The sequence below is a fragment of the Tritonibacter sp. SIMBA_163 genome (assembly GCF_046535935.1).
Lineage (GTDB): Bacteria > Pseudomonadota > Alphaproteobacteria > Rhodobacterales > Rhodobacteraceae > Epibacterium > Epibacterium scottomollicae.
This window is the reverse complement of sequence record NZ_JAWJBP010000002.1, coordinates 545,218-567,060: the sequence shown is the minus strand read 5'-3', so window position 1 is coordinate 567,060 and position 21,843 is coordinate 545,218. Positions and strand designations below refer to the sequence as shown.

Sequence of the window (21,843 nt, the reverse complement as noted above, 5' to 3'; positions counted from 1 at the left end):
TCAGCGCCGTCGTTCTAGGCCTGACCCATCAAGGCCGGATCAAACGGGTAGGTGGTCAGGTTCTCGTAGCCATCCTCGGTGATCAGAACCTGATCCTCCAGCTTGATGGAAAAGTCGCCGCCGACCTCGCCCACCAGCGCCTCCACGCACAAGACCATGCCCGGCTCCAGCGGATGGTCAAAGGCACCGGCGACCGCATGATCGGGATAGGCCACCAGAGGCCACTCGTCACATAGGCCCACGCCATGCATCAGACAGCCGTATTTCTGCGCCTGATATTTCGCGTCCAACACATGAGTCCCCGCGGTCAGCTCCGGGATCATCACTCCGGGTTTCAGCATCTCCATATTCGTCATTATGTGCTCATGGGCGTGTTGCATGGCATAGATCATGTCGGGACGTGGCTTTTGATCGCCGATCCACCAACTGCGGGAGATATCGACGCAAATACCGTAGCTGCCCACCAGATCGGTATCGAAAGAGATGATCTCGTTGCGCTGGGTGATCCGGGGCCCACATTCCTGAAACCAGGGGTTGGAGCGCGGACCGGAGGCCAGCAGCCGTGTCTCGATCCATTCGCCACCCCGGCGGATGTTCTCCGCGTGTAGCACCGCCCAGATGTCATCCTCGGAGGTTTTGCCATCCCCGACGTTAAGGCGGGCGAAGTCCTCCATCGCCTTGACCGCGGTCTCGCAGGCGTGGGACGCACAGCGCATGGCAAGGATCTCGTCCACACCCTTGATGGCGCGGGCTTTTTCGGTGAGTTCCTCGCCTTCCATGATCTCGAACCCTTGTGCCTCCAGCGCGCGCAGCCCGTGCAGCATGATCTTGTCCACCGCCAGACGCATATTGCCGCCGCCGTGTTCCCCGATCAGTTGGCGGACTTCATTCGACAGCGCATCCGCCGCCACATCCACCTTGTCGCCACGATCAAAGTAGAACAGATCCGCGCCCGAGCGCTGTTCGCGCACGAGAGGGTTGAAGGTCGAAAGAAACGGCGAGTTTTTGTAGTCCCAGATCACCATGTAGCCATCAGCGCACAGAAGCAGCGCCCGGAACGGGTTGTGGGTGTTCCACAGCTGCATGTTTGTGCTGTCGGTGGCGTAGCGAATGTTCAGCGGATCGAACATCAACAGACCGCCGTAGCCCCGGTCCACGATGGCTTGCGTCAGCCGCTGCCAGCGGTAGTGGCGCATCGCCTCGAGGTTGGGCAGCTCCAGCCCCGCCGCCGTCCATTCGCCAAAGGCCAGTTGGGTCGGGCCGATCTCGATCCGGTCATTGTCGTTGGGCGTGCCGTCGCCAAGGGCTGCGCCGCGGCTGGGGTCGATCTTTCGGCGGTCACGGAAATGCTCGTTCATCTTGTCCTCCCTGGCTCATGGTCAGAGCCTGAAGTCCAGCGCGCGCCTTGGCCTTGCTAAATGCGACCCAGAACATGTCCGTTTTGCGAGATTTGATGTGAATCCCAGCGCATATCACGAGATTGCAGATGGAAACTGTACAGTCGTGCAGACTTTCCACCGGGGTGCTATGGCTAGTCCATGACAGAGATTCTCCAGACCTCCATCCCTTATAATCCGCTGGCGCCACGGCCCTTGCCGGGCATCCAGCCACTGCCGCCCGAGGATTGGCTGCGCTTTGACGACGGTTTTGCGGCGCAGCTCGGCGAGCGGGAGCGGTTGTTGCGCGATCATCAGGATGCGGTGTTGGCGATGGATGATGCTGCCGAGCCTGCCGCGCAGGAGCTGCTCGATCAGGTGCTGGCGGTCCGCTATGGCGCGCAAGCGAACGCCAGCCACGTTACCCGGCCGGATGGTGTGACAGTTGCCATTGATCGCAGCGTCCCGGTGGAGACGTTGGGGCGGATTGCGCAACAGGATTTCTGCATCCTCGAGAAGCCCGAGGCGAGCGATGAACACGTATTGACCGCGGCCATTCTGTGCTTTCCTGCAAGCTGGACTCTGGCGCAGAAGTTCATGAAACCCTTGCTGGCGATCCATACCCCGGTCGCGGACTATGATGAAGGCATCGCCCGACGTGTGCAGCGGTTGTTTGACGGGGTGCAGGCGGGGCGGCCGCTCTGGCGGTTCAATGCGCTCTGGTATGCGGATCCGAGCCTGCATCAGCCGCGCCGGGAAGAAGACCCCCGCGCCACATCGACACCGGAGACGCAGCACTACATGCGCAGTGAGCTGCAGTCGATCTATCGGTTGCCCCGGACGCGGGCCGTGATCTTCTCGATCCACACGACGGTTCTGACGCGGGCGGATGTGCTTGCGCAATGGGCGTCTGAGGCTGGTCCTGAGGTTTAGAGCTGAATAAAATCAACGTGTTGCGAGATGTTTGTGACCCATTCCAAAATCAGAGCAATGCGGCATAGACCAGGCCTGAGGATTGCAGGAACATAAGCAATGCCAGAACGCCCAGCATCTGGACACTGAACCGCATGTCGCCGCCGCGCGCCAGGTTTACCGCCGCAGCGGTGATGCCGAGCGGCAGTGACAGCATTGCCATGATGGCGGTCAGGACCCAGGCCGACATGGTGCCTGCATTGCATCTTCCAAGTGAAACAACGCCGGTGACCTTGCGATACGCGGAAAGGATCTCCGATGGGGTCTTGCCCGCACGCCGTTCGATGACGCGATCACATTCTGTGGTCAATGTGCCAAAGGTGTCCTCGACGGAGGCAAAACGCGGTGTCTTTGCGGAGACCCGCGTGATCGTCTCCACCTGCACGCCACCGGACCGTGCGGCGTAGCTGTCGAAAGCCTTGATTGTCGCGGCCAGTTCAGCTTGCTCTGGGGCTGCGGCGTCAACGGGCACGGCGCCCGCCGCGTCAACGGGAACTTGAATATCCTGCGCGACGATATCGCGAGCCGAGGATGGGCCCTCCGCGTACGATGAGCCGAACGCGGACAGGAACGCCGCCCGATCCAGCATGACGCCTGTCTCCAGCCATTCCACAGTTGTGGCGTTTAGCTCTGTCAGCAGCGCCTGCAGTGACCGTGCGAGCAACATTTCGGTCAGTTCCTGATCGGTCTGCTCTGGGAATCGTGGTGTGAAGGTGATGTCGAGATGGCTGCGGCAGGGCGCGCCGTCACTTTGGCGCATCGGGGCCGGGCTGCGGCGGTGGCGTAAGGAGACGATGTAGTGATCGCAATCCAAATTGACCCGGTGGGCGCGTTTGGCATGAAAGCGATCCACCTCATGCCCAAATTCTTCCAACGTCTGAACCACCAGAACCGAGGCTTTGGACAGGGCGGCGTCATCCCGCTCTGCAAACCCCAGTTTGCCCCGATAGTTCGAAGCCGACATATTCTGTGTTGTTTGATCCAGCACCGTGAAATCCTCCATCGGTTGTCTTCTCCGACAAGTGTAGGATCTGAAAACGCGGAAAATTGGGCGGATTACACAGATTTTCCCCGCGACATGCAGGCGAGGAGAGAAATAGCGCAATTTTAAATAATTTTATTTAAATGCAAGGTGTTACGCCGGTTTCTGCCGCGGAGTGTCGCCGGAATGCGGCAAAAACTGGACCGGTCACAGCCACATTGATGCCCAAGCCCTTACAATCTTGCGACCGACCTGTTGATTGTTCTTAACGCGCCGGTGTTATCGCGCTGGTGCTTCAGTTGCCGTCGATTTGACGGCCCATGATCGCCAGAGATTGCTGGTAGACAGTCGCGGCGTTCCATTGCTTCAGAACACGATAGTTGCGCTCGCCCGGCTGATAGCCACGGCCGGGTTTCCAGCCTTTCTTGCGCAGGAAGTAAGCGGTGGAGGCCAGCGCGTCACCCATGTCGTAGAAATCCACGCGACCATCACGGTTCCAGTCCTGACCGTATTCCAGCGCGTTTCCGGGCAGGAATTGAGTGTGGCCCAACTCCCCATGTTTGGCCCCCTGTGTCGCCGTGCTGATTGCGCCCTGATCCACCAGTTTCAACGCGCCGATGGCGTGGGGTTCAAAGAACTCGGAGCGGCGGCAATCATAGGTCAGCGTCACGATGGAGGAGACCACCTGACTGTTCCCCATGTAATTGCCAAATGCGGTTTCCATGCCGTGGATGGCGATCAGCAGACCTGCTGGCACGCCGTATTTCTTCTCCAGCGCGGCAAAAAACTCGGCGTTGCGCGCCTTGTGCTTTTTGCCTTGCGCAACGATCGTGGTTGCGCCGCGAACCTGCATGAATTTCTCAAGACTGTATTTGAAGCTCTTCTGGTTGCGGTCGGCGGCGATGGTGCCGGTTGCATATCGCGACTGCGCCAGCGCGTTCAGCCCCGCCTGACGGACCCCGGCGCGTTGGGCGGTGCGCGCGAAATCGGCCTTCCAGGCCTCAAACCCGGCTGCCGTGTTGCCGCAGGTCGCGCCCATGCCGGCAACCGGCATTGCAACGGAAAGAGTGGCAGCAAGGCCAAGGGCGGCAAGGCGGGAAACAAGCATGGAAAACCTCAGGACTGTGCAGATGTCTTGGCGCAGCTTACGCGGGCAGCTTCGGGGGTTCACGCTTTTTCTACGGGGAAACCACCTCAGAAGGCGGCATCCCGCGCAGCCAACGCCAGGCCGTCCGCCACGGCAGTCATCGCGCGGTCAGTCTCTATCTCCGCGTTGGGGCAGAGGGTTTGCATGCTGTCGCGCACCGATGACAGCAGCGCAGAGCCGCCAACCATCACGCAGCGGGTGACATCGCGCGGGGTGACCCCGGCACGCCGCAGGGTCTCGGCAGCCTCGGCCTGAATGTTCTGCACCATCTCCGCCAGCGTCTGATCCAGTGCCTTGCGGGGCAGGGCGGCAGACAGGCCGCGTTCCACGATCCGCAGGTCAATCTGTGCGGCGTCGCCATCTGCGCTGTTGGCGCGAATTTTGCCCGCCTCGGCGGCAAAGGCCAGGTCATGGCCCAGTTCATCCTCAAGCACCTGGACAAGCCGGTTGAGACCGGCAGGATCTTCGGCGTTACGCGCCAGATCCTGCGCGGCGCGACGGGTGTCCGGCCCATAGAGAAAAGGGATCATCTGCCAGGTGGCAAGATCGTTGAACATCCGGCTGGGCGCGGGCAGGCTGCCGCCGCCAAAACTGTTGCGGATCAAGGCGCCACGTCCAAGATGGGGCATCACATGATCAATGCTGATCTGGCGATCAAAGTCGGTCCCCCCGAGACGCAGACCATGGCTGGCCAGAATGCGGGTGCCACCCGCGGCATCCTGTTCAAAACAGGTAAAGTCGGAAGTACCGCCGCCGATATCTACCACGAGCCCGACGCCAGGGTGCGGGCGGGCAGAGCGCAGCGCGGCTTCGGGTTCGTAGAGGAATTGCACATCCTCGAAGCCCGCCTTTTTGTAGCAGCCCCGCAAGTCCTCTTCGGCCTTGGCGTTGCGCGCCTCGTCCTTGGAGTGAAACTTGACCGGCCGACCGGAGAGCGCATGGGTGAACTCCATCCGTGTGGCGGTTTCCGCGCGGGTTTTCACCTCGCGCAGGAAATGCGCGATGACATCGGTGAAATCCATCATCTGGCCACCAAGACGGCGCTTTTCATACAAGAGCGGCGTGCCCAGCAGGCTTTTGAGTGCCCGCATGAACCGTCCCTCGTCGCCATCGATCAGCGCGCGGGTGGCGCTGCGCCCGATGCGCATCTTCTTGCTGTCGCTGTCAAAGAAGACGGCCGTGGGCAGAGTGGTCTCGCCCGGTTCCAGTTCCACCAGCCAGGGCCGACCTGCCACTGTCAGACCCGCAGCGGAATTCGAGGTGCCAAAGTCGATGCCAAGCGTGTTGGGTGACATAGCAGGGGAGGTCATTTGTGCGGGCTCCTGTCGGGCGCTGGAACGCGCCTTCCTATGGGAGACGGCATAGGGCTTCAAGAGGAGAACAACGAATTGGATTTAGGTCGGTTGCATCTGAGGGGGCGAGCTCTTGCGCTAGGGGAGTGCGCACGTAAGATGCCACCCATACTGGAGAAATGTCATGACTACAAAACCGGCTACACGCTTTTTACCGATCGCATGCTGCGTGATCCTTGCGGCCTGCGGCGGGGTGCCTGCCAGCAATCAACTGCAATTCGATAGTGATGGGAGTGGCCGGTTCAGTGGCAGCGCAGGTTCCGACTGGACACCTCAGGAAATCGAAACAGAGATTTCCGATCTTGAATGTGGCGATGGCGCGATTGTGGACTTCGAAATCAGGAGATCACGCTCGTCGCCCGATTACATGATTTTTTCAGGGCGCTGCGCCGCAGGTGCGGTGCCAGCTGCGAATAGTCTGCAGAACCAACTTGCGTCCAGACCAGCGGGGGCTGCGGGTGCAGTGCCTGTCCAAAATATGCCTGCCCAAAATGTGAGCTCCGGACCTGTGCCGGTCACCACGGCAGGAAACAGTGCCGGCTGGGATGGATCGACCCCATTCGTGGACTGACCCAGATTGCGCCCCTCTGCGCTGCACGTCTTGCGCGCGCCCCATGCCGGTCCGACAGCATAGAAAAAGGGCGCCCAGATGAGGCGCCCTTTCCAATTCAGCCCAATCTCTAGAGATCAGCAGCTGTAGTACATCTGGTATTCCACCGGGTGCGGCGTGTGTTCGTAGGTTTCCACCTCTTCCATCTTGAGGGCGATGTAGCCTTCAATCTGGTCTTTGGTGAACACGTCGCCCTGCAGCAGGAAGTCGTGATCCGATGCCAGCGATTCCAGCGCTTCGCGCAGGGAGCCACAGACGGTCGGGATGCCGGCCAGTTCCTCTGCGGGCAGGTCGTAGAGGTTCTTGTCCATGGCTTCGCCCGGATCGATCTTGTTCTTGATGCCGTCAAGGCCGGCCATCAGGAGCGCTGCAAACGCCAGGTAGGGGTTTGCTGCCGGATCGGGGAAGCGAGCCTCGACGCGCTTTGCCTTCGGGGATTCGGTCCAAGGGATCCGCACGCAGCCGGAGCGGTTGCGGGCAGAGTAGGCGCGCAGAACGGGGGCCTCGAAGCCCGGGATCAGACGCTTGTAGGAGTTGGTGGACGGGTTGGTGAAGGCATTGAGGGTCTTGGCGTGCTTCAGGATGCCGCCGATGAACCACAGGGCTTCGCTCGACAGATCCGCGTATTTGTCACCTGCAAAGAGCGGCTTGCCGTCTTTCCAGATCGACATGTTCACATGCATGCCGGTGCCGTTGTCGCCGGCGATCGGCTTGGGCATGAAGGTTGCGGATTTGCCGTAGGCGTGGGCCACATTGTGGATCACGTATTTGTATTTCTGCAGCTCGTCGGCCTGTTTGGTCAGGCTGTCAAAGATCAGACCCAGCTCGTGCTGGCAGGACGCAACCTCGTGGTGGTGCTTGTCCACTTTCATGCCCAGACGCTTCATGGTGGAGAGCATCTCGGAACGCAGGTCCTGCGCTTCGTCGATCGGGTTCACCGGGAAGTAGCCGCCCTTGACGCCGGGACGGTGGCCCATGTTGCCGGTCTCGAATTCCGCATCGGAGTTCCAGGAGGCATCGGTCGCGTCAACCTCGTAGGACACCTTGTTGATGGTGTTGGAGAACCGCACATCATCAAACAGGAAGAATTCCGCTTCCGGGCCCATGTAGGCCACATCACCGATGCCGGAGGACTTCAGATAGGCTTCGGCTTTTTCGGCGGTGCCGCGCGGGTCGCGATCATAGGCTTCGCCGGTGTCAGGCTCGACCACGGAGCAGTGAATGCAGATGGTCTTTTCCGCGTAGAAGGGATCCACATAGGCAGACTCGGTCGCCGGGATCAGCTTCATGTCGGAGGCTTCGATGGATTTCCAGCCCGCGATTGAGGAGCCGTCGAACATGAAGCCTTCTTCGAGGAAGTCTTCGTCGATCTGGTCCGACATCAGGGTGACGTGCTGCAGCTTGCCGCGCGGGTCGGTGAAACGGATGTCGACGTATTCCGCCTCTTCATCCTTGATCAGCTTGAGAACTGCTTCCTTGCTCATTTGAAGTACTTCCTCCGTCAGAAAACTTATGTATTTCGGGTGTTCAGTAGTGTCGGCGTCGCGTGCCGTTACAGGGCGTCGGACCCGGCTTCGCCGGTCCGGATGCGGATGGCCTGCTCGATCGGGCTGACAAAAATCTTGCCGTCGCCGATCTTGTCGGTCTTTGCTGCGGCAACGATGGCCTCGATCGCGGCGTCGACCTGATCGTCGTCCAGCACCACTTCGATCTTCACCTTGGGCAGAAAGTCCACGACATATTCCGCACCGCGGTAGAGTTCGGTGTGACCCTTCTGGCGACCAAAGCCCTTGACCTCGATGACAGAGAGACCTTGCACGCCGACGTCTTGCAGCGCTTCCTTCACCTCGTCCAGCTTGAACGGCTTGATGATGGCTTCGATCTTTTTCATGTCTGGGCTCCTCGCAACCTTGTCGAAGATGGTCAGATCATTTTCAACTGAGCGCCACAATGTGTAAGCGGGCGCAACTGCTGCAGGAATGTGCAAAAATCAGACGTTGCGATGAAAATTTAATCTGAGGGATTAAAAAATGTGCAGTTGTGAAACCTGAGGGCTTGTGATGACTGAATTACTGACGGCGACACAGATGCGAGCGATCGAAAAAGCAGCCATCGACGGCGGCGAGGTCACTGGTCTGGAGTTGATGGAGCGCGCCGGTGCAGCCGTGGTCGAGGCGATCATTGAGGAATGGCCCCAGCTGGACGCTGGGGCGCCGCCGGATGGGGGCTCTGCCCCCCGGCCTGCGGCCGCCCCCCGAGATATTTCTGAAAAGCTGAAGCGGGCAGTGGTTCTTTGTGGTCCGGGCAACAATGGTGGCGACGGGTTTGTGGTCGCACGATTGCTGAAAGAGCGCGGCTGGGAGGTGGAGGTGTTCCTTTATGGGGATGCTGCGAAATTGCCGACAGATGCGCACACCAGCTACTTGCGCTGGAGTGCGATAGGGGCTGTTTCTCCTTTGGCGTCCTCAACGATTGAAGAGAGGCGGGTCTCGCAGCGGGCGGATCTGTTGATAGATGCCCTGTTCGGCATTGGGCTGACCCGGCCGGTGGAGTTGCCGTTGGTTGCACTGACAGCGGATCCAGCGCTTGGGGAGACCCATAAGACGGTAGCGATTGATCTGCCTTCGGGGGTGTGCAGCGACAGCGGAAAGGGGCTTGGCGAGGAAGGTCGGGGGATCTGGGCGGATCTTACGGTGACATTCCACGCGCCAAAGCGTGGCCATGCTCTGGCGGACGGGCCTGCGCGATGCGGCAGGCTGTTGGTCAAGTCTATTGGTTTGGATTCGCGCGATGATCTTGGGTCGATGTCGCCTCCGGTGTTGATGGCGGCCCCCGAGGTGGCCTCGTTGGCGAAGGGACAGGGGGCACATAAATTCACTTACGGTGATGCACTGGTCTTATCCGGTGGGGCAGGGCGCACTGGGGCAGCGCGGCTGGCAGCGCGTGGCGCGCTGCGTGTTGGGGCGGGGCTGGTCACGCTTGGTGTGCCGCCGTCGGCGCTGATGGAGGTCGCCTGTCAGATCACAGCTGTCATGCTGAAACGCGTCGGGGGAGCGGATGTGCTCGCCGAAATCCTTCAGGATGAGCGGATCAATGCGTTGTGCCTGGGTCCCGGATTGGGGCAGCAGCGGGCACGGGACCTGGTTCCTGTTGCCTTGGCGGCGAAGCGTGCCACGATTCTGGATGCCGATGCGCTCACGGCATTTGCCGATGATCCGCAGCAGTTGTTCGACCTGCTGCACACGCAATGCGTGCTGACACCTCACGCTGGAGAGTTCGCCCGGTTGTTCCCCGACATTGCGGATAGCTTGGCGGCCCCGGCATCACAGGGCCCCGCTTTCTCAAAGGTTGATGCCACGCGCGAGGCGGCCAGACGTGCGGGATGTAGCGTGTTGTTCAAGGGAGCAGACACGGTGGTCGCTGATCCGACAGGTGTGTGCTCGGTTCATGCCGCCGTCTATGCGCGATCGGCGCCGTGGCTCGCAACCGCCGGATCCGGCGATGTGCTGGCAGGTTTCATCACCGGGTTGCTGGCCCGCGGATTGGGTCCTCATGACGCAGCCGCTACAGCTGCCTGGTTGCATGTGGAATGCGCGCTGGCATTTGGTGCAGGTCTCATTGCGGAGGATCTGCCAGAGGAGCTGCCCAAGGTCCTGACGCGTCGCTGTAGTTAGAGCCGTGGCTACAGTTCGTCATTGAACCGATCGGCCGATAGCACTGGCAGGTTGCCGGGACAGAGGATGGCAGAACGCCTGCAACGGTCATGTTTCGAGGTTTCGGGCTCGATCAAGAGGACCTCATGCATTGCGATGGGAATTGGGCCCAACCGTGTCATGCCTTTGTGCGCAATCGCCTTTCACTCGACGCCGGGATGATTTTTGATGGTCGCGAGGCGAATTTCTCTCGCATCCCCGAAAAAGCTCTGATATCGAACGACCTCGCGGCACGCTGGTCTTGCTGCAGTGCGGGTGTGGCGGAATTGGTAGACGCACCAGATTTAGGTTCTGGCGCCTATGGCGTGGGGGTTCGAGTCCCTTCACCCGCACCATTTTGGCTTTCAGTCATAGAGCAAACTTACGGCGCATGATTCCTGTGTACGAAGAGTGGTCTCTTCGATGAGTTTGCAACTTTCTCGATCTGTACAGTTTTGGTCGCTTGTCCGTTGAATGCATATTCTCCGGGCTTCGGATGCAGTGAGCGCCAGCCACAGCCATTGCTGAATAGGGGGAGGCTTCACGTCTCAGCTCTGCTCGACCGGTCAGGCCAAAACTACGCCTCGCTTTGCGGGTCGCGAAGCGCAGAGGGGCCGCCTGCTGTGCGATGTTTCGAAACGGCTGCGTTGACGCCTATGCAACCTCACTCATGGGGGGCTGACTGTGACTGGAGCGTAATTCAAACCGTGCGATCATTTCCTCAAGGTGAGAGGCATCCGTACTGAGGGTGTGGCTGGTGGAATTGGACTGTTGGACCATGGCGGCGTTTTCCTGGGTCGCGGCGTCCAGGTGGGAAACGCCGGTATTGATTTCGGCAATACCGATCGCTTGCTCTTGCGCACTTTCCGCAATGTCCTTGACCAACTGTGAAATGTTCTCGACGCGCGAGAGGATGGATTCCAGAGCCGTACCGGATTGATTGACCAGGCCGACACCCGCCTCAACATGAGAGGAACTCTCTTGGATGTGCGTCTTGATTTCCTTGGCCGCTTCAGCCGAGCGCAGCGCCAACGACCGAACCTCCGATGCCACGACCGCAAACCCGCGGCCTGCTTCCCCGGCGCGTGCGGCCTCGACACCTGCGTTGAGAGCCAGGAGGTTGGTTTGGAAAGCAATATCGTCAATCACGCCGATGATCTGTGAAATCTGGTGGGAAGACTGTTCGATTGACGCCATGGCGGCGACGGCCTGCTTCACGACGGTCCCATTTTCCGTTGCTTCGATCTGAGCATCAGATGTGGTTTCCTCTGCTGTTCTCGCTCCGTCAGCTGCAGAGCGAACACTTGCGGTCAACTGTTCCAGCGCCGCTGCAGTTTCTTCGAGAGTGGCTGCCTGGCCTTCGGTGCGTCGCGACAAGTCATCAGATCCAGACCGAATGTCGTCGGAGCTCTGATGAATGCGCTTGGATGTCTGCATGATTTCAGACAACGCGTCATTCAGGCGCGCACTGGCAGCATTGAAATCAATCCGCAAGCTTTCGTATTCGCTTGGAAAATTCTGGTCGAAAGAAACGGTCAGTTCGCCCTTGGAAAGACGCGAGAGACCGTCCTTCAGCTCTGCAACCACGAAATCCTGCTCTTCTTTTCGTGCAAGTTGCTCTGCTTCCAAGTCGAGTGCGTGGCGTCGCATGGACATGGTTTCCTGCTTGAACTTGTAAATTGCATGGGCGAGGCGACTCAGTTCGTCTTTACCTTCGATATCCTTGATGAAGACGTCATACTCACCGCTTGCAAATCCATTGACCACGCTCGCAAGATACTTGATGCGTCGGATCATTCCTTCAAAAGCGATCAGGGAAAAAACCAGAACTCCCAATCCGACCGCAATCCCTGCGACTAAGTGGAGAAGATATTTCCGCTCAGCTTTTGCGGCGACCTGTGCGGACAGATCGTAGGCGCGTTGCCCCATTTCGATTTCTTCATCTCGCAGAAGATCGATCCAAGATGTCGATATGTTGAACCATTCGCTCGGCTTCAGGGAGAAAACACCGGTTTCCATCCCACTGGCAACAGCCTCTCGGGCGGATTGAATGCGCTGGTACGGAGCCATCTCTGAAAGACCTGTGTACCAATCCTCCGCATCGAGAAGGAGGTTGGCTTCTCGAAGGTACGCAATTTGCACCGCGCGCCGCGACACATAATTTTCGTAAATGTCGAAATCGAAGCCAGCGGACAGACCGGATGCGCCCATTGCACGCTCCAGGCCAGCGCTTTCCTTGGCACCAGCTATCAGGTTCTTCACCTCGAGAAGTTTGACAATCGTGGTTTCGGTATGTTCACCGATCGCCGGGCGAGACAGGTCGAGCGTAGCTTCAATCAACGCCGTGTAGACTTTCGCCATTTCAACAGGGGGGAGGCCCAGCGTGTCGACGGTGTTTCGTGTGCCCTCAAGAGCGGCGAGTCGCTCCGAGAATGCCTCGTAAGTACGTGGCTGGGTTTCTCCAAGGTGTTGCGCACGATCTCCGACTGCCGCGATACTCGCGTTGGTCTCGTCCCGTTGCGCCGGCAGCTCAGCTTGGAACCGGTTGCCCTTTGAACTGAGGAAGCCAGCGGAGTAGCCGCGCTCCTTTTGAAGGTTGTGGATCAACTGGCTCAACGCGACGCCGTGACCGATTTGGGCCGTCGTGGACCTGGCTTCGGTCGCTATGGCGTCAAGGCCTTTGACGTCATCGTACAGCATATATGCCGCGAAGGCAGAAAGCGGTGCGATCACAAGGACCATCAGCAGACGAAGTCGGAGTTTCATTAAACATCTCCCTTGAACAAAAACACGGCAACCAGATCGTCAAACAAAAAACGGAGCGCTTAGGGAAACTCCCTCGAAAAGATGAATATTTTCTTTTTGTTTCGAGGGGTTTCATTTGACGTTTGGAGGTATTAAGCGAAAAACGTTCCAAATTAATGTATTTCAATATTTTAAAATTACCTCTTTTGGCAATTGGTGTTGACCTGGCGTGCTGTCGAAAAATGACTTCTTTTTACGTTTTTCACGTCAATTTATTTTTGGTTTTACGTGGCTCTGCCGTGCAAGTCCGAGTGGTGCGCTTGAGTAGACGCACGGTACGCGGTATGGCAGAATTCTGCGCGCGCCATGGCGAGTGATTGCCAAGGAAGTCGTCTGCCGCGGCAAAAAGCAGTGCACATTCATTCGCTATTCTGAAAGTTTGAGCACATCGCGGGAGGAACGCGGGACGAACTTATAATTTTCCTGTCTTGGGAGGACAGCATGTTTACTACACTTCTTCGCGGGCCTAAGGGCCTGATCGGATCGGCTGCGCTGGTCGCATTGAGCCTGGGCACACCGGCCCTTGCGCAAGAGCAGCTCTCGATCGCAACCGGCGGCACCGGAGGCGTCTACTACCCCATGGGCGGTGGTCTGGCCGAGATCATCAACGGCCATGTCGACGGCTACTCCGCCACCGCCGAGGTCACAGGCGCGTCGGTCGAGAATATGGGCCTGATCGCAACCGGTGATGCGGATTTCGCAATTGGTCTGGCGGACACCGTGGCGCAGGCGCACAGCGGCACAGGTCGTTTTGATGGCCAGCAGCTGTCGATGGTCCGTGGCGTGGCGTCGCTCTATGCGAATATGGTGCATATCGTAGCACTCGAAGGCAGCGGCATCACCGCGCTGGAAGATCTGCGTGGCAAACGCGTGTCCATTGGTGCGCCGGGCTCCGGCACCGAGGTCAACACCTCCGCTATCCTCGAAGCCAACGGCATCACCTATGACGACATCGAAGAGCAGCGCCTGAACTTCAACGAAACAGCCGACGCGCTGGCCAATGGCGATATCGATGCGGGCTTCCTGTCCGTCGGCGCGCCGACCTCGTCGATCCTGAACCTCTCCACCACGCAGGACATCGTATTGATCGCCCTGACAGAGGACGAGCTGGCCGCCGCACTTGACGCAAATGCGACATTTGCCAAGACCACGCTGGTTGGCGGCACCTATACGGGTGTTGACGAAGACCTCACCGTGCTGGGCATTCCCAACGTGCTGACCGTATCGTCCGAAACTCCGGATGATCTGGTCTATGCGGTGACGAGCGCGATGTTCGGCAACATCAAAGAGTTGCAGGCCGTGCACCCGGCAGCGAAGCAGACCACCGTTGAGTTCACGCTCGATGCGACACCGGTTCCGCTGCACCCCGGCGCGATCCGCTACTTCGAGGAAATCGGCGCCGAAGTTCCGGACCGCCTGCGTCCGTGACCGGCAGACCAGGTGGAGGAGGGCTTCTGGCCCTCCTCCTGTGCGTCGCGGCGCCTGCGTCTGCCGACGTGCTTGTTGCCACGCGGCCCAATGACGAGCAGATCGCCCGGTTTTCGGTGCCCGAGGGCAGTGAGTGGTGCGTAAAGTGGCATCACTCGGTCAAAGGGTTCGAAGTCTCGGATTGCTACGAGAACCGCGGGGGCCAGATGGTCCTCGTATGGTCACATCTGCCGGACTTCGCGGCGGGGCTGGATCATATTCCCGGGCGCGGACGACAGGTGTCGGACGGGCAGGGTGGCTATTTCATACTCGATATCGACGAGCCGGTGCCCGGCAACACCTATGTGTTGCGCCCGGGGGCGGGACCGGTCGATCACCGGCTGCAGGTGGGCGACAAGGTCGTTTCCCTGTCTGCTGTGGCACCGCGCGAGCGGGTGCGGATTACCCTGAGAGGGAAAGACTGACTGATGACAACAGACACCGACATCACCCCTGTTCCACCACCGCAACCGCGCCTTCTGTTGCGGGCGATTGCCGTGATCGGGATCGCGCTTTCACTGTTCCAGCTGTATGCGGCGGGGGTGCAGCCACTGGGCCTGTTTTTCCAGCGGCCCATCCACCTGGGCTTTATTCTGGTGCTCTGTTTCCTGATCTACCCGGTCTTCGGCCGGGATCAACCGCGCGGTCTGCTGGGCTGGGCGATCGACGGGCCGCTGATCCTGTGTGGTATCGCCGTCGGGGCCTGGGTGCCCATGAACATCGATATCATCGCCAACCAGATCTTTCCGCGCCAGATTGATGTCTGGATGGGGGTTCTGACCCTCTTTGTCGTGCTGGAGGGCGCACGCCGTTCCGTTGGGCTTGGCATGACGATCATCGGGGCCTTCTTTCTGGCCTATGCCTTTGCGGGCTCCCGCGGGGAGCTGCCGTTCCTGTCAGACTGGATGCCCGGCATTCTGAACCACCGCGGCTACCCGCTGGAACGGGTTGCCAGTCAGATGACATTGGGTGCCGAGGGGATCTTTGGCATCCCGCTTGGTGTTGCGGCGACTTTTGTCTTTGTTTTTGTGCTGTTCGGGGCCTTTCTTGAGGTCACAGGTGCAGGCAAGTTCTTTATTGATCTCGCCTATGCTGCGACAGGGCGACAGCGTGGCGGTCCGGCCAAGGCTGCAGTTATCGCAAGCGCCGGAATGGGGTCGATCAGCGGATCGGCCATCGCCAATGTGGTCACCACGGGCGCGTTCACCATTCCGCTTATGAAAAAGCTGGGCTATCGGCCCGCGCAGGCCGGCGGCATCGAGGCCGCAGCATCGACCGGCGGCCAGATCATGCCACCCTTGATGGGGGCGGGCGCGTTCTTGATGTCGGAGTTCACGCGGGTGCCTTACGTGGACATCGTGCTGGTGTCGATTTTCCCGGCAGTGCTCTATTTCGGCGTGGTGTACCTGCTGGTGCATATCGCGGCCATCAAGCAGGGCATGACGGGGCTGAGCGCCACGGATCTGCCGCGCACGCGCAAGGTTCTGGCCGAAGGCTGGCATTTCCTGCTGCCACTTGTGGCCTTGGTGGCGCTGCTGGTGGCCGGATATTCGCCCATGCGTGTGGGCTTTTATGCCATTCTGTCGATCATGGCGGCGGCAGCGGCGCGGGCCCTTTGGAATTTCGCAGCCTCGGGACCCAGCATGGCGCGGTTCGTTGCCATGTGTCGCAAAGGCGTAGAGCTGACGCTGGAGGCGTTGGAACTTGGCGCACGCAACGCGGTTGCGGTGTCGATGGCCTGTGCCGTGGCCGGAATCATTGTAGGTGTCGTTGGTTTGACCGGCTTGGGGCTGAAATTCTCGGCCATGATGATCGCGTTTTCCGGCGGCAACCTGTTGCTCGCGCTGATCCTGGTGATCATTGCATCGCTCATCCTGGGTATGGGGCTTCCGGTGACCGCCGCCTATATCGTGCTTATCATCCTTGTTGGCCCGGCCCTGACCGAGGAGTTCGGGGTGCCGGTTCTGATCGCGCACTTGGTGGTCTTCTGGTATTCGCAGGACAGCAACGTGACACCGCCTGTGGCTTTGGCCGGGTTCGCCGGGGCCGCCATCGCGGGGTCAAAGCCCATGGAAACCAGCGTTCAGGCGTGGAAATACGCCAAAGGGCTGTATCTGATCCCGCTGTTCATGGTGTTCAACGAGGAAATCATCATCGGTGGCCCGCTGCCGCTGGTGCTGTGGAGTGGGGCGATTGCCATTCTTGGGCTGGTGGCATTTGCCGCGGTGCTCGAGGCCTTCTTGTGGCGGCCAATGCAGCTTTGGATGCGGGTGCTGCTGATGCCCGGCATTGTCGCCTTGTTCTGGCCTGAGCTGATGGTTGAAATCGCCGGTGCGGCTCTTGTTGTGGCACTGCTGGCGCTGAACTGGATGCAGTCGCGTCGGGATCGGGAGACTGGACAGGATGGGTCCGTCGGCCAGTCTGATCTCAGCCATCCGTGATGGTATGAAGCCCCGTGATGACGTCGCCCGCGCAAACGCCATCTTCATGACAGGCTTCAGGTCATGAAGATGGCGCGCCCTCTGGCGCTGGCGGGGCTGTCGGCCCTGCTGGTCTGGTTCATTGCGCAAACCCTTGCGGTAAACACGGCGCGGCGGGAGCTGGATCAAACGCTGTTACTGACCACCCGCGCGGTGGAGGCAGAGGTGGAGCGTTTGCGCGCTCTGCCTGCTGTCGTTGGTGAAGACGCCCGTATCCGCGACGCGCTTGCGGGCGATGGGCCTTTGCAGGACGCCAATACCTATCTTGAGGCGGTCGCGGCGCATGTCGGGGCGGAGGAACTGTTTCTTATCAACGCCGAAGGTGACACGATTGCGGCGTCGAACTGGAACACGGACGGCAGCTACATCGGGCAAAATTATGCCTTCCGCCCCTATTTTCAGGACGCCATCACAGAGGGCCAGGGGCAATTCTACGCGATTGGTGTGACGACCGGTATTCCGGGGTATTTCCTCGCCGCGCGGGTCGAGGTTGGCGGTGCCGAGGGCGTCGTGGCTGTGAAACAGGATCTTTCGATCCTTCAGGACACATGGCGCGCGGCAGAGGCGGACATCGCGCTTGCGGATCAGCATGGCGTTGTATTCCTGTCTGCACGCCCGGATTGGCAATATCGCCCGCTTGTGGAATTGACGCCGGAGGCTCTGGCGCAGCTTGTTACTACGCGCGCCTACGAAGGTGTCGGGCTGGGCGAAACCGCGCCTCTGTTGACGGAGCCGCCGGTCGGCGGTGATGCGCGGGGCCGGAACTGGATCGCGCGGATCGGAGCGGTGCCGGCAACCGGGGGGCAGGTGGTCGCGATCCGTCCCTTGGGGGCGCTGCAGTTGATGGCCTTCGGGTGGGCAGTGCTGGCCGCGCTGGCGGCGCTTGCGGTTGCGGCAACCGTCAAGGCGCTTGAACAACGTCGCCAGATCACCGCCTTGCGCCTGTCGCAATCGGAAAAGATGGAAGCCATGGTTGTTGCGCGCACCGCGGATCTTGCCCGTGAGGTCGATGCACGCAGACAGGCCGAAGCTGACCTGCGCGCCACACAAGAGGCGCTGATCCATGCGGAGAAGATGGCCGCCATGGGCCGCATGTCAGCCGCGATCGTCCACGAGATCAGCCAGCCCCTTGCCGCGATGGAGGCAACATTGTCCGCAGCCGAAATGGGCATGAAGCCCCCGGATGCTGCGACGGTGACCCGGATCGGCAAAGCGCGCGACATGATCCGTCGGATGCAACGCACGACCAAACACCTAAAGAGCTTCGCCCGGAAAGAAAACGCCGAACTCAGCCTGATAGATCTGCGCACGCCGTTGAAATCGGCGCTTGATCTGGTTCTGCCCCGGGCAAAGGTGGTTGGTGTCACGCCCGATATTCAGGTGCCGGAGGGCAAAGTGCCTGTCATGGCGGGGGCCGTCCGGGTCGAACAGGTGATCGCAAACCTGCTGTTGAACGCGCTTGATGCCATCGAGGCCAAACCGGACTCGTCGGTGACCGTAACGCTGACGACCGAAGGTGATCAGGCCCTCATAAAGGTCTGCGACACCGGGGTCGGGATTTCGGAACAGGACCTGCCGCGAGTGACGGATCCGTTCTTCTCGACCAAGCTGACAGGCGAGGGTCTGGGACTTGGCCTTGCGATCTGCAAGGCGATCCTGACTGATTTTCGCGGAACACTGGATATCTGGTCAGCGCCAGAGCAAGGCACGCGGGTCACTATCGCCCTGCCGATTGCCGAGAAGAAGGAAGAGACGCGATGACAGCCTGCATTCACATTGTGGACGATGATGCAGATCATCTGTCGGCGCTGTGCGATCTGGTGGCAACTGCGGGCTATGAGGTCCATGGGTTCGAGGCGGCAGAGGCGGTCCTTGCCGCCTTGACGGATCCGCCTGATATGGTGATCAGCGATCTGCGCATGCCGGGCATGGACGGGATGGGGCTGCTCAAGGCGCTGCGCGAGCAGACCTTGTCCGTCCCGGTCATTCTGTTGACGGGTCACGGCGATGTCGCACATGCGGTTGAGGCGATCCGCGCAGGTGCTGAGGATTTTCTGGAAAAACCCTATGATTCCGCACATTTGCTGTCCGTCATTCAACGCACGCTGAATGCCCAGGCCGCCCGCAACGAGGTGGTGCGCCTTCAGCAGGTCCTGGCCGAACGGGATCGGGTCAGTATTCTGGGCAAATCACGCGCGATGGCCAGCTTTCGCGATCGCATCGCAGCGCTGGCCTCGGTCGATCTGGACGTGGTCATCACGGGCGACACCGGGACCGGCAAGGAGCTGGCCGCGCGCGCGATCCATGCTGGCAGTGCGCGCGCAGAGCAGCCGTTCATCGCGATGAATTGTGCGGCCGTTCCGGACGCGATGGCCGAAACCATCCTGTTTGGACATAGCGAAGGGGCCTTCGCCCATGATGTGAATGGCCGGGCGGGCAAGTTGGAAGCCGCTGACGGCGGCACGCTGATGCTGGATGAAGTCGAAACCATGTCGCCGGCCATTCAGGCAAAACTGCTGCGTGTCCTGCAGGAGCGTATGGTTGAACGCATCGGTGACACCACGCCACGTCCGCTCAATATCCGTGTCATCGCGACGACGAAAACGCCATTGCGTCAGCTCGATGCGTTCCGCTCTGATCTCTATTTCAGACTGGCGGGGGTCGAGCTTGCGGCGCCGACCTTGCGCGAAGCGGGGGAGGATATTCCCCTGATCTTTTCGCACTATGCCCAACTTGCGGCCCGCCGCTACGGGCGTCCTGACCCCGAATTGCCATGGCAGGCACAGCAAAAGCTCAAGCGTTTGGGCTGGCCCGGCAATATCCGTGAGCTGAAGGCCTGTGCCGAAGCCTATGCCCTTGGATTGTTTGAGATACCGCAGGGCGCCGGGGCGTCACCCGGTCCGCTGACACTGGCGGATCGTGTGGCGGAATTTGAGGCGCGTGAGATCGCGGCGGTGCTGGACGCGCATGCCGGCAATACCCTTCGCGCGGCTGAAACACTTGGGCTTCCGCGCCGCACGCTCAACGACAAGATGCGCCGGTACGGAGTGTCCTCGGAGCCTGCGCATAGAGAGTGACAGAAGGCCTAGATCGTGGGGTTTGAGCAGGCGCGTGACATCCTGCCCAAACCCGGCGCGTCGGACCGAAGCCAATCCCGTCAGGAGTGCCACCCACCGGCCAGCCGTTGGCTCAGCCGCAGGATCGGAGGTCCCGCCACAAAGGCGATCCCTGCGGCAGCGGGCCAGGCCAACGCAAAGGCCCGGGCCCAATTGCCAAGGAAATCGGACGACCACCCGAGGTTGATCAGCGTGACCCATAGGGTCATCAGGCTGCACAGCACCAGCGACATCAGTGCTGCGAACAGGATGCGCTGCAGCATGCTCAGTCTCCGGACGCGGGCGTGGGCGCGGGATCACCGCTGACGTCGGTGAGTTTTTCGATGTAGCAGACCCGCGTCATGCCGGTGGCCAGCACCGCCTTGGTGTGGTCATACTCAAAATGCCGCGCCAGCGCGTCGGGGCCTGTCCAGCATTCCCACAGGGTAAAGCGCTGTGGATCCTCGATATTCTGGCGCACCTCGAAGAAGATGCAGCCGGGCTCATCGCGCGTGGTTTCAGCCAGGCCCGCCAACATGGTTGCAGCGGCTTGTGGATCGGTTCCCGGGGTCAGCTCAAGACCGGCGCTTACATAATAACGGCTCATATCGTCACTCCTTTTGGGTTTGAAGTCTCTTCAGAGTGAGGTTTGGCATTGTTCAAAAGTGAAATATATTGTCAATTACAGAAGTATAAATTCCGGATTTGAAATCATGCTCGATGATGTCGCCTTGTTTGTTCATATCGTTCAGGCCAATGGTCTGGCGGCGGCTGGGCTGCGTCTGAACATTCCGGCGGCGACGGTGACCCGTCGCCTGCGTCGGCTGGAGGACGCGCTTGGTGTGCAGCTCATCCATCGGTCGGCGCGCAGTTTCGCGCTGACCCCTCAGGGCAGCGTTTACTATCAGGAGCTGGGTGCGCAGATCGCCCAGATTGAGCGCACCCTTCAGGGGCTGGGCGATGATCAGCGCAAAATGGCGGGGAGCCTGACCGTGGCCGCGCCGACCAATATGTCGCTTCATGTGCTTGAGCCGATGTGGGCGGATTTTGTGGCGCAGTATCCTGATATTCAACTGGATCTAAGACTGTCCAATTCCCGTGTCGATCTTGTGGAGATCGGTGCGGACCTCGCGTTGCGTGCCGGGCCGCAACCGGATTCGTCGCTGTTTCAAAAGCGCCTCGGCACCGCGCGGACCATCATTGCGGCCTCACCTGAATATCTGGCCAAGGCAGGAACGCCGATGACGCCTCAGGATCTGGCGGACCATCGCATTATCGGTGTGAAGGTGCTGCCCTCGTGGGAGCTGACCTGTCTGCAGACCGATGCGCGCACGACCTTGCGATTGACGGCAGCAACCGCGGTGGACGACATCGGGCTGGCGGCCCGGCTGGCCACGCGAGGGCAGGGGATCACGCTGATACCAGTGTCCGAGATTATCGAGGACATCCGGTCTGGCGCGCTGATGCATGTGCTGCCGGAGTGGCGCGGACAGAACCGGGCCATCTATGCCGTCTGGCCAACTGGACGTCTGCTGAGCGCGCGGGCCCGTTGCTTTCTGGACTTTATGGCGGAGTATATCGCGGCCGATCCCTGCCTGCAGGGAGAGGTGCCGGTTGCGTTGAAGTAATGAGCAAGCAGGTGCTTCATGCAGCGGACTCGCTGCATTTTTGTATCTGTCGGGCACAGAACCCGATAGTCTGTCGACAGCCTATTACGCTTGGCGCTGATGGTGAGAGGCTTCACCTTGTCGGGCGGGAACATCTTGCAACGTGAACACCACTGGTATACTGCCGCATACAGCAAGCTTGACGCGGCTCGCCAAGAGTGTTTGCGAACCCGTTTCAAGCTTCTTCTTACATTGAAT

General features: G+C 60.1%; 18 protein-coding genes and 1 tRNA gene. 10 read left to right on the top strand and 9 right to left on the bottom strand.

The annotated features are described in order from the left end of the window. Positions 1–14: 14 nt before the first annotated feature. Positions 15–1,358: a dimethylsulfonioproprionate lyase DddP gene (gene dddP, locus R0J92_RS06585; protein ID WP_411051107.1), complete on the bottom strand. Its 1,344-nt coding sequence runs from the start codon at positions 1,356–1,358 to the stop codon at positions 15–17. A 180-nt stretch (positions 1,359–1,538) separates the two neighbouring features. Here dddP and R0J92_RS06580 point away from each other — a divergent pair, with 180 nt between their 5' ends. Next, positions 1,539–2,309 carry a heme-dependent oxidative N-demethylase family protein gene (locus R0J92_RS06580; RefSeq protein WP_411051106.1) on the top strand — a complete coding sequence of 257 codons (771 nt, stop codon included), beginning with the start codon at positions 1,539–1,541 and terminating at the stop codon, positions 2,307–2,309. A gap of 49 nt (positions 2,310–2,358) precedes the next feature. Here R0J92_RS06580 and R0J92_RS06575 read toward each other — a convergent pair whose 3' ends face one another. The 3 genes from R0J92_RS06575 to R0J92_RS06565 all read right to left on the bottom strand — a co-directional run bounded on the left by R0J92_RS06575 (position 2,359) and on the right by R0J92_RS06565 (position 5,787). Then, positions 2,359–3,351 carry a hypothetical protein gene (locus R0J92_RS06575; RefSeq protein ID WP_411051105.1) on the bottom strand — a complete coding sequence of 331 codons (993 nt, stop codon included), beginning with the start codon at positions 3,349–3,351 and terminating at the stop codon, positions 2,359–2,361. Between the two features lie 274 nt (positions 3,352–3,625). Beyond that, positions 3,626–4,438 carry a lytic transglycosylase domain-containing protein gene (locus R0J92_RS06570; protein WP_411051104.1) on the bottom strand — a complete coding sequence of 271 codons (813 nt, stop codon included), beginning with the start codon at positions 4,436–4,438 and terminating at the stop codon, positions 3,626–3,628. A gap of 86 nt (positions 4,439–4,524) precedes the next feature. Next, positions 4,525–5,787, bottom strand: a complete 1,263-nt coding sequence (locus R0J92_RS06565) for an Hsp70 family protein (protein WP_411051103.1) — start codon at positions 5,785–5,787, stop codon at positions 4,525–4,527. A gap of 166 nt (positions 5,788–5,953) precedes the next feature. On the opposite strand from R0J92_RS06565, the gene R0J92_RS06560 reads away from it, so the two are divergent. Then, entirely contained in the window at positions 5,954–6,400 is a 447-nt protein-coding gene (locus tag R0J92_RS06560) for a hypothetical protein (RefSeq protein WP_411051102.1), read from the top strand. A 116-nt stretch (positions 6,401–6,516) separates the two neighbouring features. Here the strand turns inward: R0J92_RS06560 and glnA are convergent, their stop codons facing one another. Both glnA and R0J92_RS06550 read right to left on the bottom strand, forming a co-directional pair. Next, a complete protein-coding gene (gene glnA / locus R0J92_RS06555; RefSeq protein WP_106165256.1) occupies positions 6,517–7,923 on the bottom strand; it encodes a type I glutamate--ammonia ligase in 1,407 nt (468 codons plus the stop codon). Positions 7,924–7,991: 68 nt separating this feature from the next. Then, positions 7,992–8,330 (bottom strand): P-II family nitrogen regulator, encoded by a 339-nt coding sequence (locus tag R0J92_RS06550; protein WP_106165255.1) that lies wholly within the window; start codon positions 8,328–8,330, stop codon positions 7,992–7,994. Between the two features lie 169 nt (positions 8,331–8,499). Between R0J92_RS06550 and R0J92_RS06545 the strand changes: the two genes are divergently transcribed. Both R0J92_RS06545 and R0J92_RS06540 read left to right on the top strand, forming a co-directional pair. After that, positions 8,500–10,113: an NAD(P)H-hydrate dehydratase gene (locus R0J92_RS06545; RefSeq protein WP_411051101.1), complete on the top strand. Its 1,614-nt coding sequence runs from the start codon at positions 8,500–8,502 to the stop codon at positions 10,111–10,113. 290 nt (positions 10,114–10,403) lie between these two features. Continuing rightward, a tRNA-Leu gene (locus R0J92_RS06540) sits at positions 10,404–10,487 on the top strand. A gap of 298 nt (positions 10,488–10,785) precedes the next feature. Here R0J92_RS06540 and R0J92_RS06535 read toward each other — a convergent pair. Then, entirely contained in the window at positions 10,786–12,897 is a 2,112-nt protein-coding gene (locus tag R0J92_RS06535; protein ID WP_411051100.1) for a methyl-accepting chemotaxis protein, read from the bottom strand. Positions 12,898–13,377: 480 nt separating this feature from the next. Here R0J92_RS06535 and R0J92_RS06530 point away from each other — a divergent pair, with 480 nt between their 5' ends. The 5 genes from R0J92_RS06530 (at position 13,378) to R0J92_RS06510 (ending at position 19,960) form a co-directional block, all read left to right on the top strand. Beyond that, the gene (locus R0J92_RS06530; RefSeq protein ID WP_411051099.1) at positions 13,378–14,364 is read left to right on the top strand and encodes a TAXI family TRAP transporter solute-binding subunit; all 987 of its coding nucleotides are present in this window, start codon (positions 13,378–13,380) and stop codon (positions 14,362–14,364) included. Then, positions 14,361–14,828, top strand: coding sequence for a DUF1850 domain-containing protein (locus R0J92_RS06525; RefSeq protein WP_411051098.1), 468 nt, complete (start codon positions 14,361–14,363; stop codon positions 14,826–14,828). Before R0J92_RS06530 ends, R0J92_RS06525 begins: the two co-directional genes overlap by 4 nt. 3 nt (positions 14,829–14,831) lie before the next feature. After that, positions 14,832–16,844 (top strand): TRAP transporter permease, encoded by a 2,013-nt coding sequence (locus R0J92_RS06520; protein ID WP_411051097.1) that lies wholly within the window; start codon positions 14,832–14,834, stop codon positions 16,842–16,844. Positions 16,845–16,913: 69 nt separating this feature from the next. Beyond that, positions 16,914–18,644, top strand: coding sequence for an ATP-binding protein (locus R0J92_RS06515; RefSeq protein ID WP_411051096.1), 1,731 nt, complete (start codon positions 16,914–16,916; stop codon positions 18,642–18,644). After that, positions 18,641–19,960 (top strand): sigma-54-dependent transcriptional regulator, encoded by a 1,320-nt coding sequence (locus R0J92_RS06510; protein WP_106163494.1) that lies wholly within the window; start codon positions 18,641–18,643, stop codon positions 19,958–19,960. The genes R0J92_RS06515 and R0J92_RS06510 overlap by 4 nt, the downstream gene beginning before the upstream one ends. Positions 19,961–20,040: 80 nt before the next feature. Here the strand turns inward: R0J92_RS06510 and R0J92_RS06505 are convergent, their stop codons facing one another. Then, the gene (locus R0J92_RS06505; protein WP_106163495.1) at positions 20,041–20,262 is read right to left on the bottom strand and encodes a DUF2798 domain-containing protein; all 222 of its coding nucleotides are present in this window, start codon (positions 20,260–20,262) and stop codon (positions 20,041–20,043) included. Positions 20,263–20,264: 2 nt separating this feature from the next. Further along, entirely contained in the window at positions 20,265–20,585 is a 321-nt protein-coding gene (locus tag R0J92_RS06500; protein WP_106163496.1) for a putative quinol monooxygenase, read from the bottom strand. A gap of 106 nt (positions 20,586–20,691) precedes the next feature. Between R0J92_RS06500 and R0J92_RS06495 the strand changes: the two genes are divergently transcribed. After that, positions 20,692–21,606 carry a LysR family transcriptional regulator gene (locus tag R0J92_RS06495; RefSeq protein WP_411051095.1) on the top strand — a complete coding sequence of 305 codons (915 nt, stop codon included), beginning with the start codon at positions 20,692–20,694 and terminating at the stop codon, positions 21,604–21,606. Positions 21,607–21,843 lie beyond the last annotated feature (237 nt).

Coding starts and splice junctions, on each gene's coding strand:
- dddP (WP_411051107.1), bottom strand. CDS start 1,358: ATGAACGAGCATTTCCGTGACCGCCGAAAGATCGACCCCAGCCGCGGC.
- R0J92_RS06580 (WP_411051106.1), top strand. CDS start 1,539: ATGACAGAGATTCTCCAGACCTCCATCCCTTATAATCCGCTGGCGCCA.
- R0J92_RS06575 (WP_411051105.1), bottom strand. CDS start 3,351: ATGGAGGATTTCACGGTGCTGGATCAAACAACACAGAATATGTCGGCT.
- R0J92_RS06570 (WP_411051104.1), bottom strand. CDS start 4,438: ATGCTTGTTTCCCGCCTTGCCGCCCTTGGCCTTGCTGCCACTCTTTCC.
- R0J92_RS06565 (WP_411051103.1), bottom strand. CDS start 5,787: ATGACCTCCCCTGCTATGTCACCCAACACGCTTGGCATCGACTTTGGC.
- R0J92_RS06560 (WP_411051102.1), top strand. CDS start 5,954: ATGACTACAAAACCGGCTACACGCTTTTTACCGATCGCATGCTGCGTG.
- glnA (WP_106165256.1), bottom strand. CDS start 7,923: ATGAGCAAGGAAGCAGTTCTCAAGCTGATCAAGGATGAAGAGGCGGAA.
- R0J92_RS06550 (WP_106165255.1), bottom strand. CDS start 8,330: ATGAAAAAGATCGAAGCCATCATCAAGCCGTTCAAGCTGGACGAGGTG.
- R0J92_RS06545 (WP_411051101.1), top strand. CDS start 8,500: ATGACTGAATTACTGACGGCGACACAGATGCGAGCGATCGAAAAAGCA.
- R0J92_RS06535 (WP_411051100.1), bottom strand. CDS start 12,897: ATGAAACTCCGACTTCGTCTGCTGATGGTCCTTGTGATCGCACCGCTT.
- R0J92_RS06530 (WP_411051099.1), top strand. CDS start 13,378: ATGTTTACTACACTTCTTCGCGGGCCTAAGGGCCTGATCGGATCGGCT.
- R0J92_RS06520 (WP_411051097.1), top strand. CDS start 14,832: ATGACAACAGACACCGACATCACCCCTGTTCCACCACCGCAACCGCGC.
- R0J92_RS06515 (WP_411051096.1), top strand. CDS start 16,914: ATGGCGCGCCCTCTGGCGCTGGCGGGGCTGTCGGCCCTGCTGGTCTGG.
- R0J92_RS06510 (WP_106163494.1), top strand. CDS start 18,641: ATGACAGCCTGCATTCACATTGTGGACGATGATGCAGATCATCTGTCG.
- R0J92_RS06505 (WP_106163495.1), bottom strand. CDS start 20,262: ATGCTGCAGCGCATCCTGTTCGCAGCACTGATGTCGCTGGTGCTGTGC.
- R0J92_RS06500 (WP_106163496.1), bottom strand. CDS start 20,585: ATGAGCCGTTATTATGTAAGCGCCGGTCTTGAGCTGACCCCGGGAACC.
- R0J92_RS06495 (WP_411051095.1), top strand. CDS start 20,692: ATGCTCGATGATGTCGCCTTGTTTGTTCATATCGTTCAGGCCAATGGT.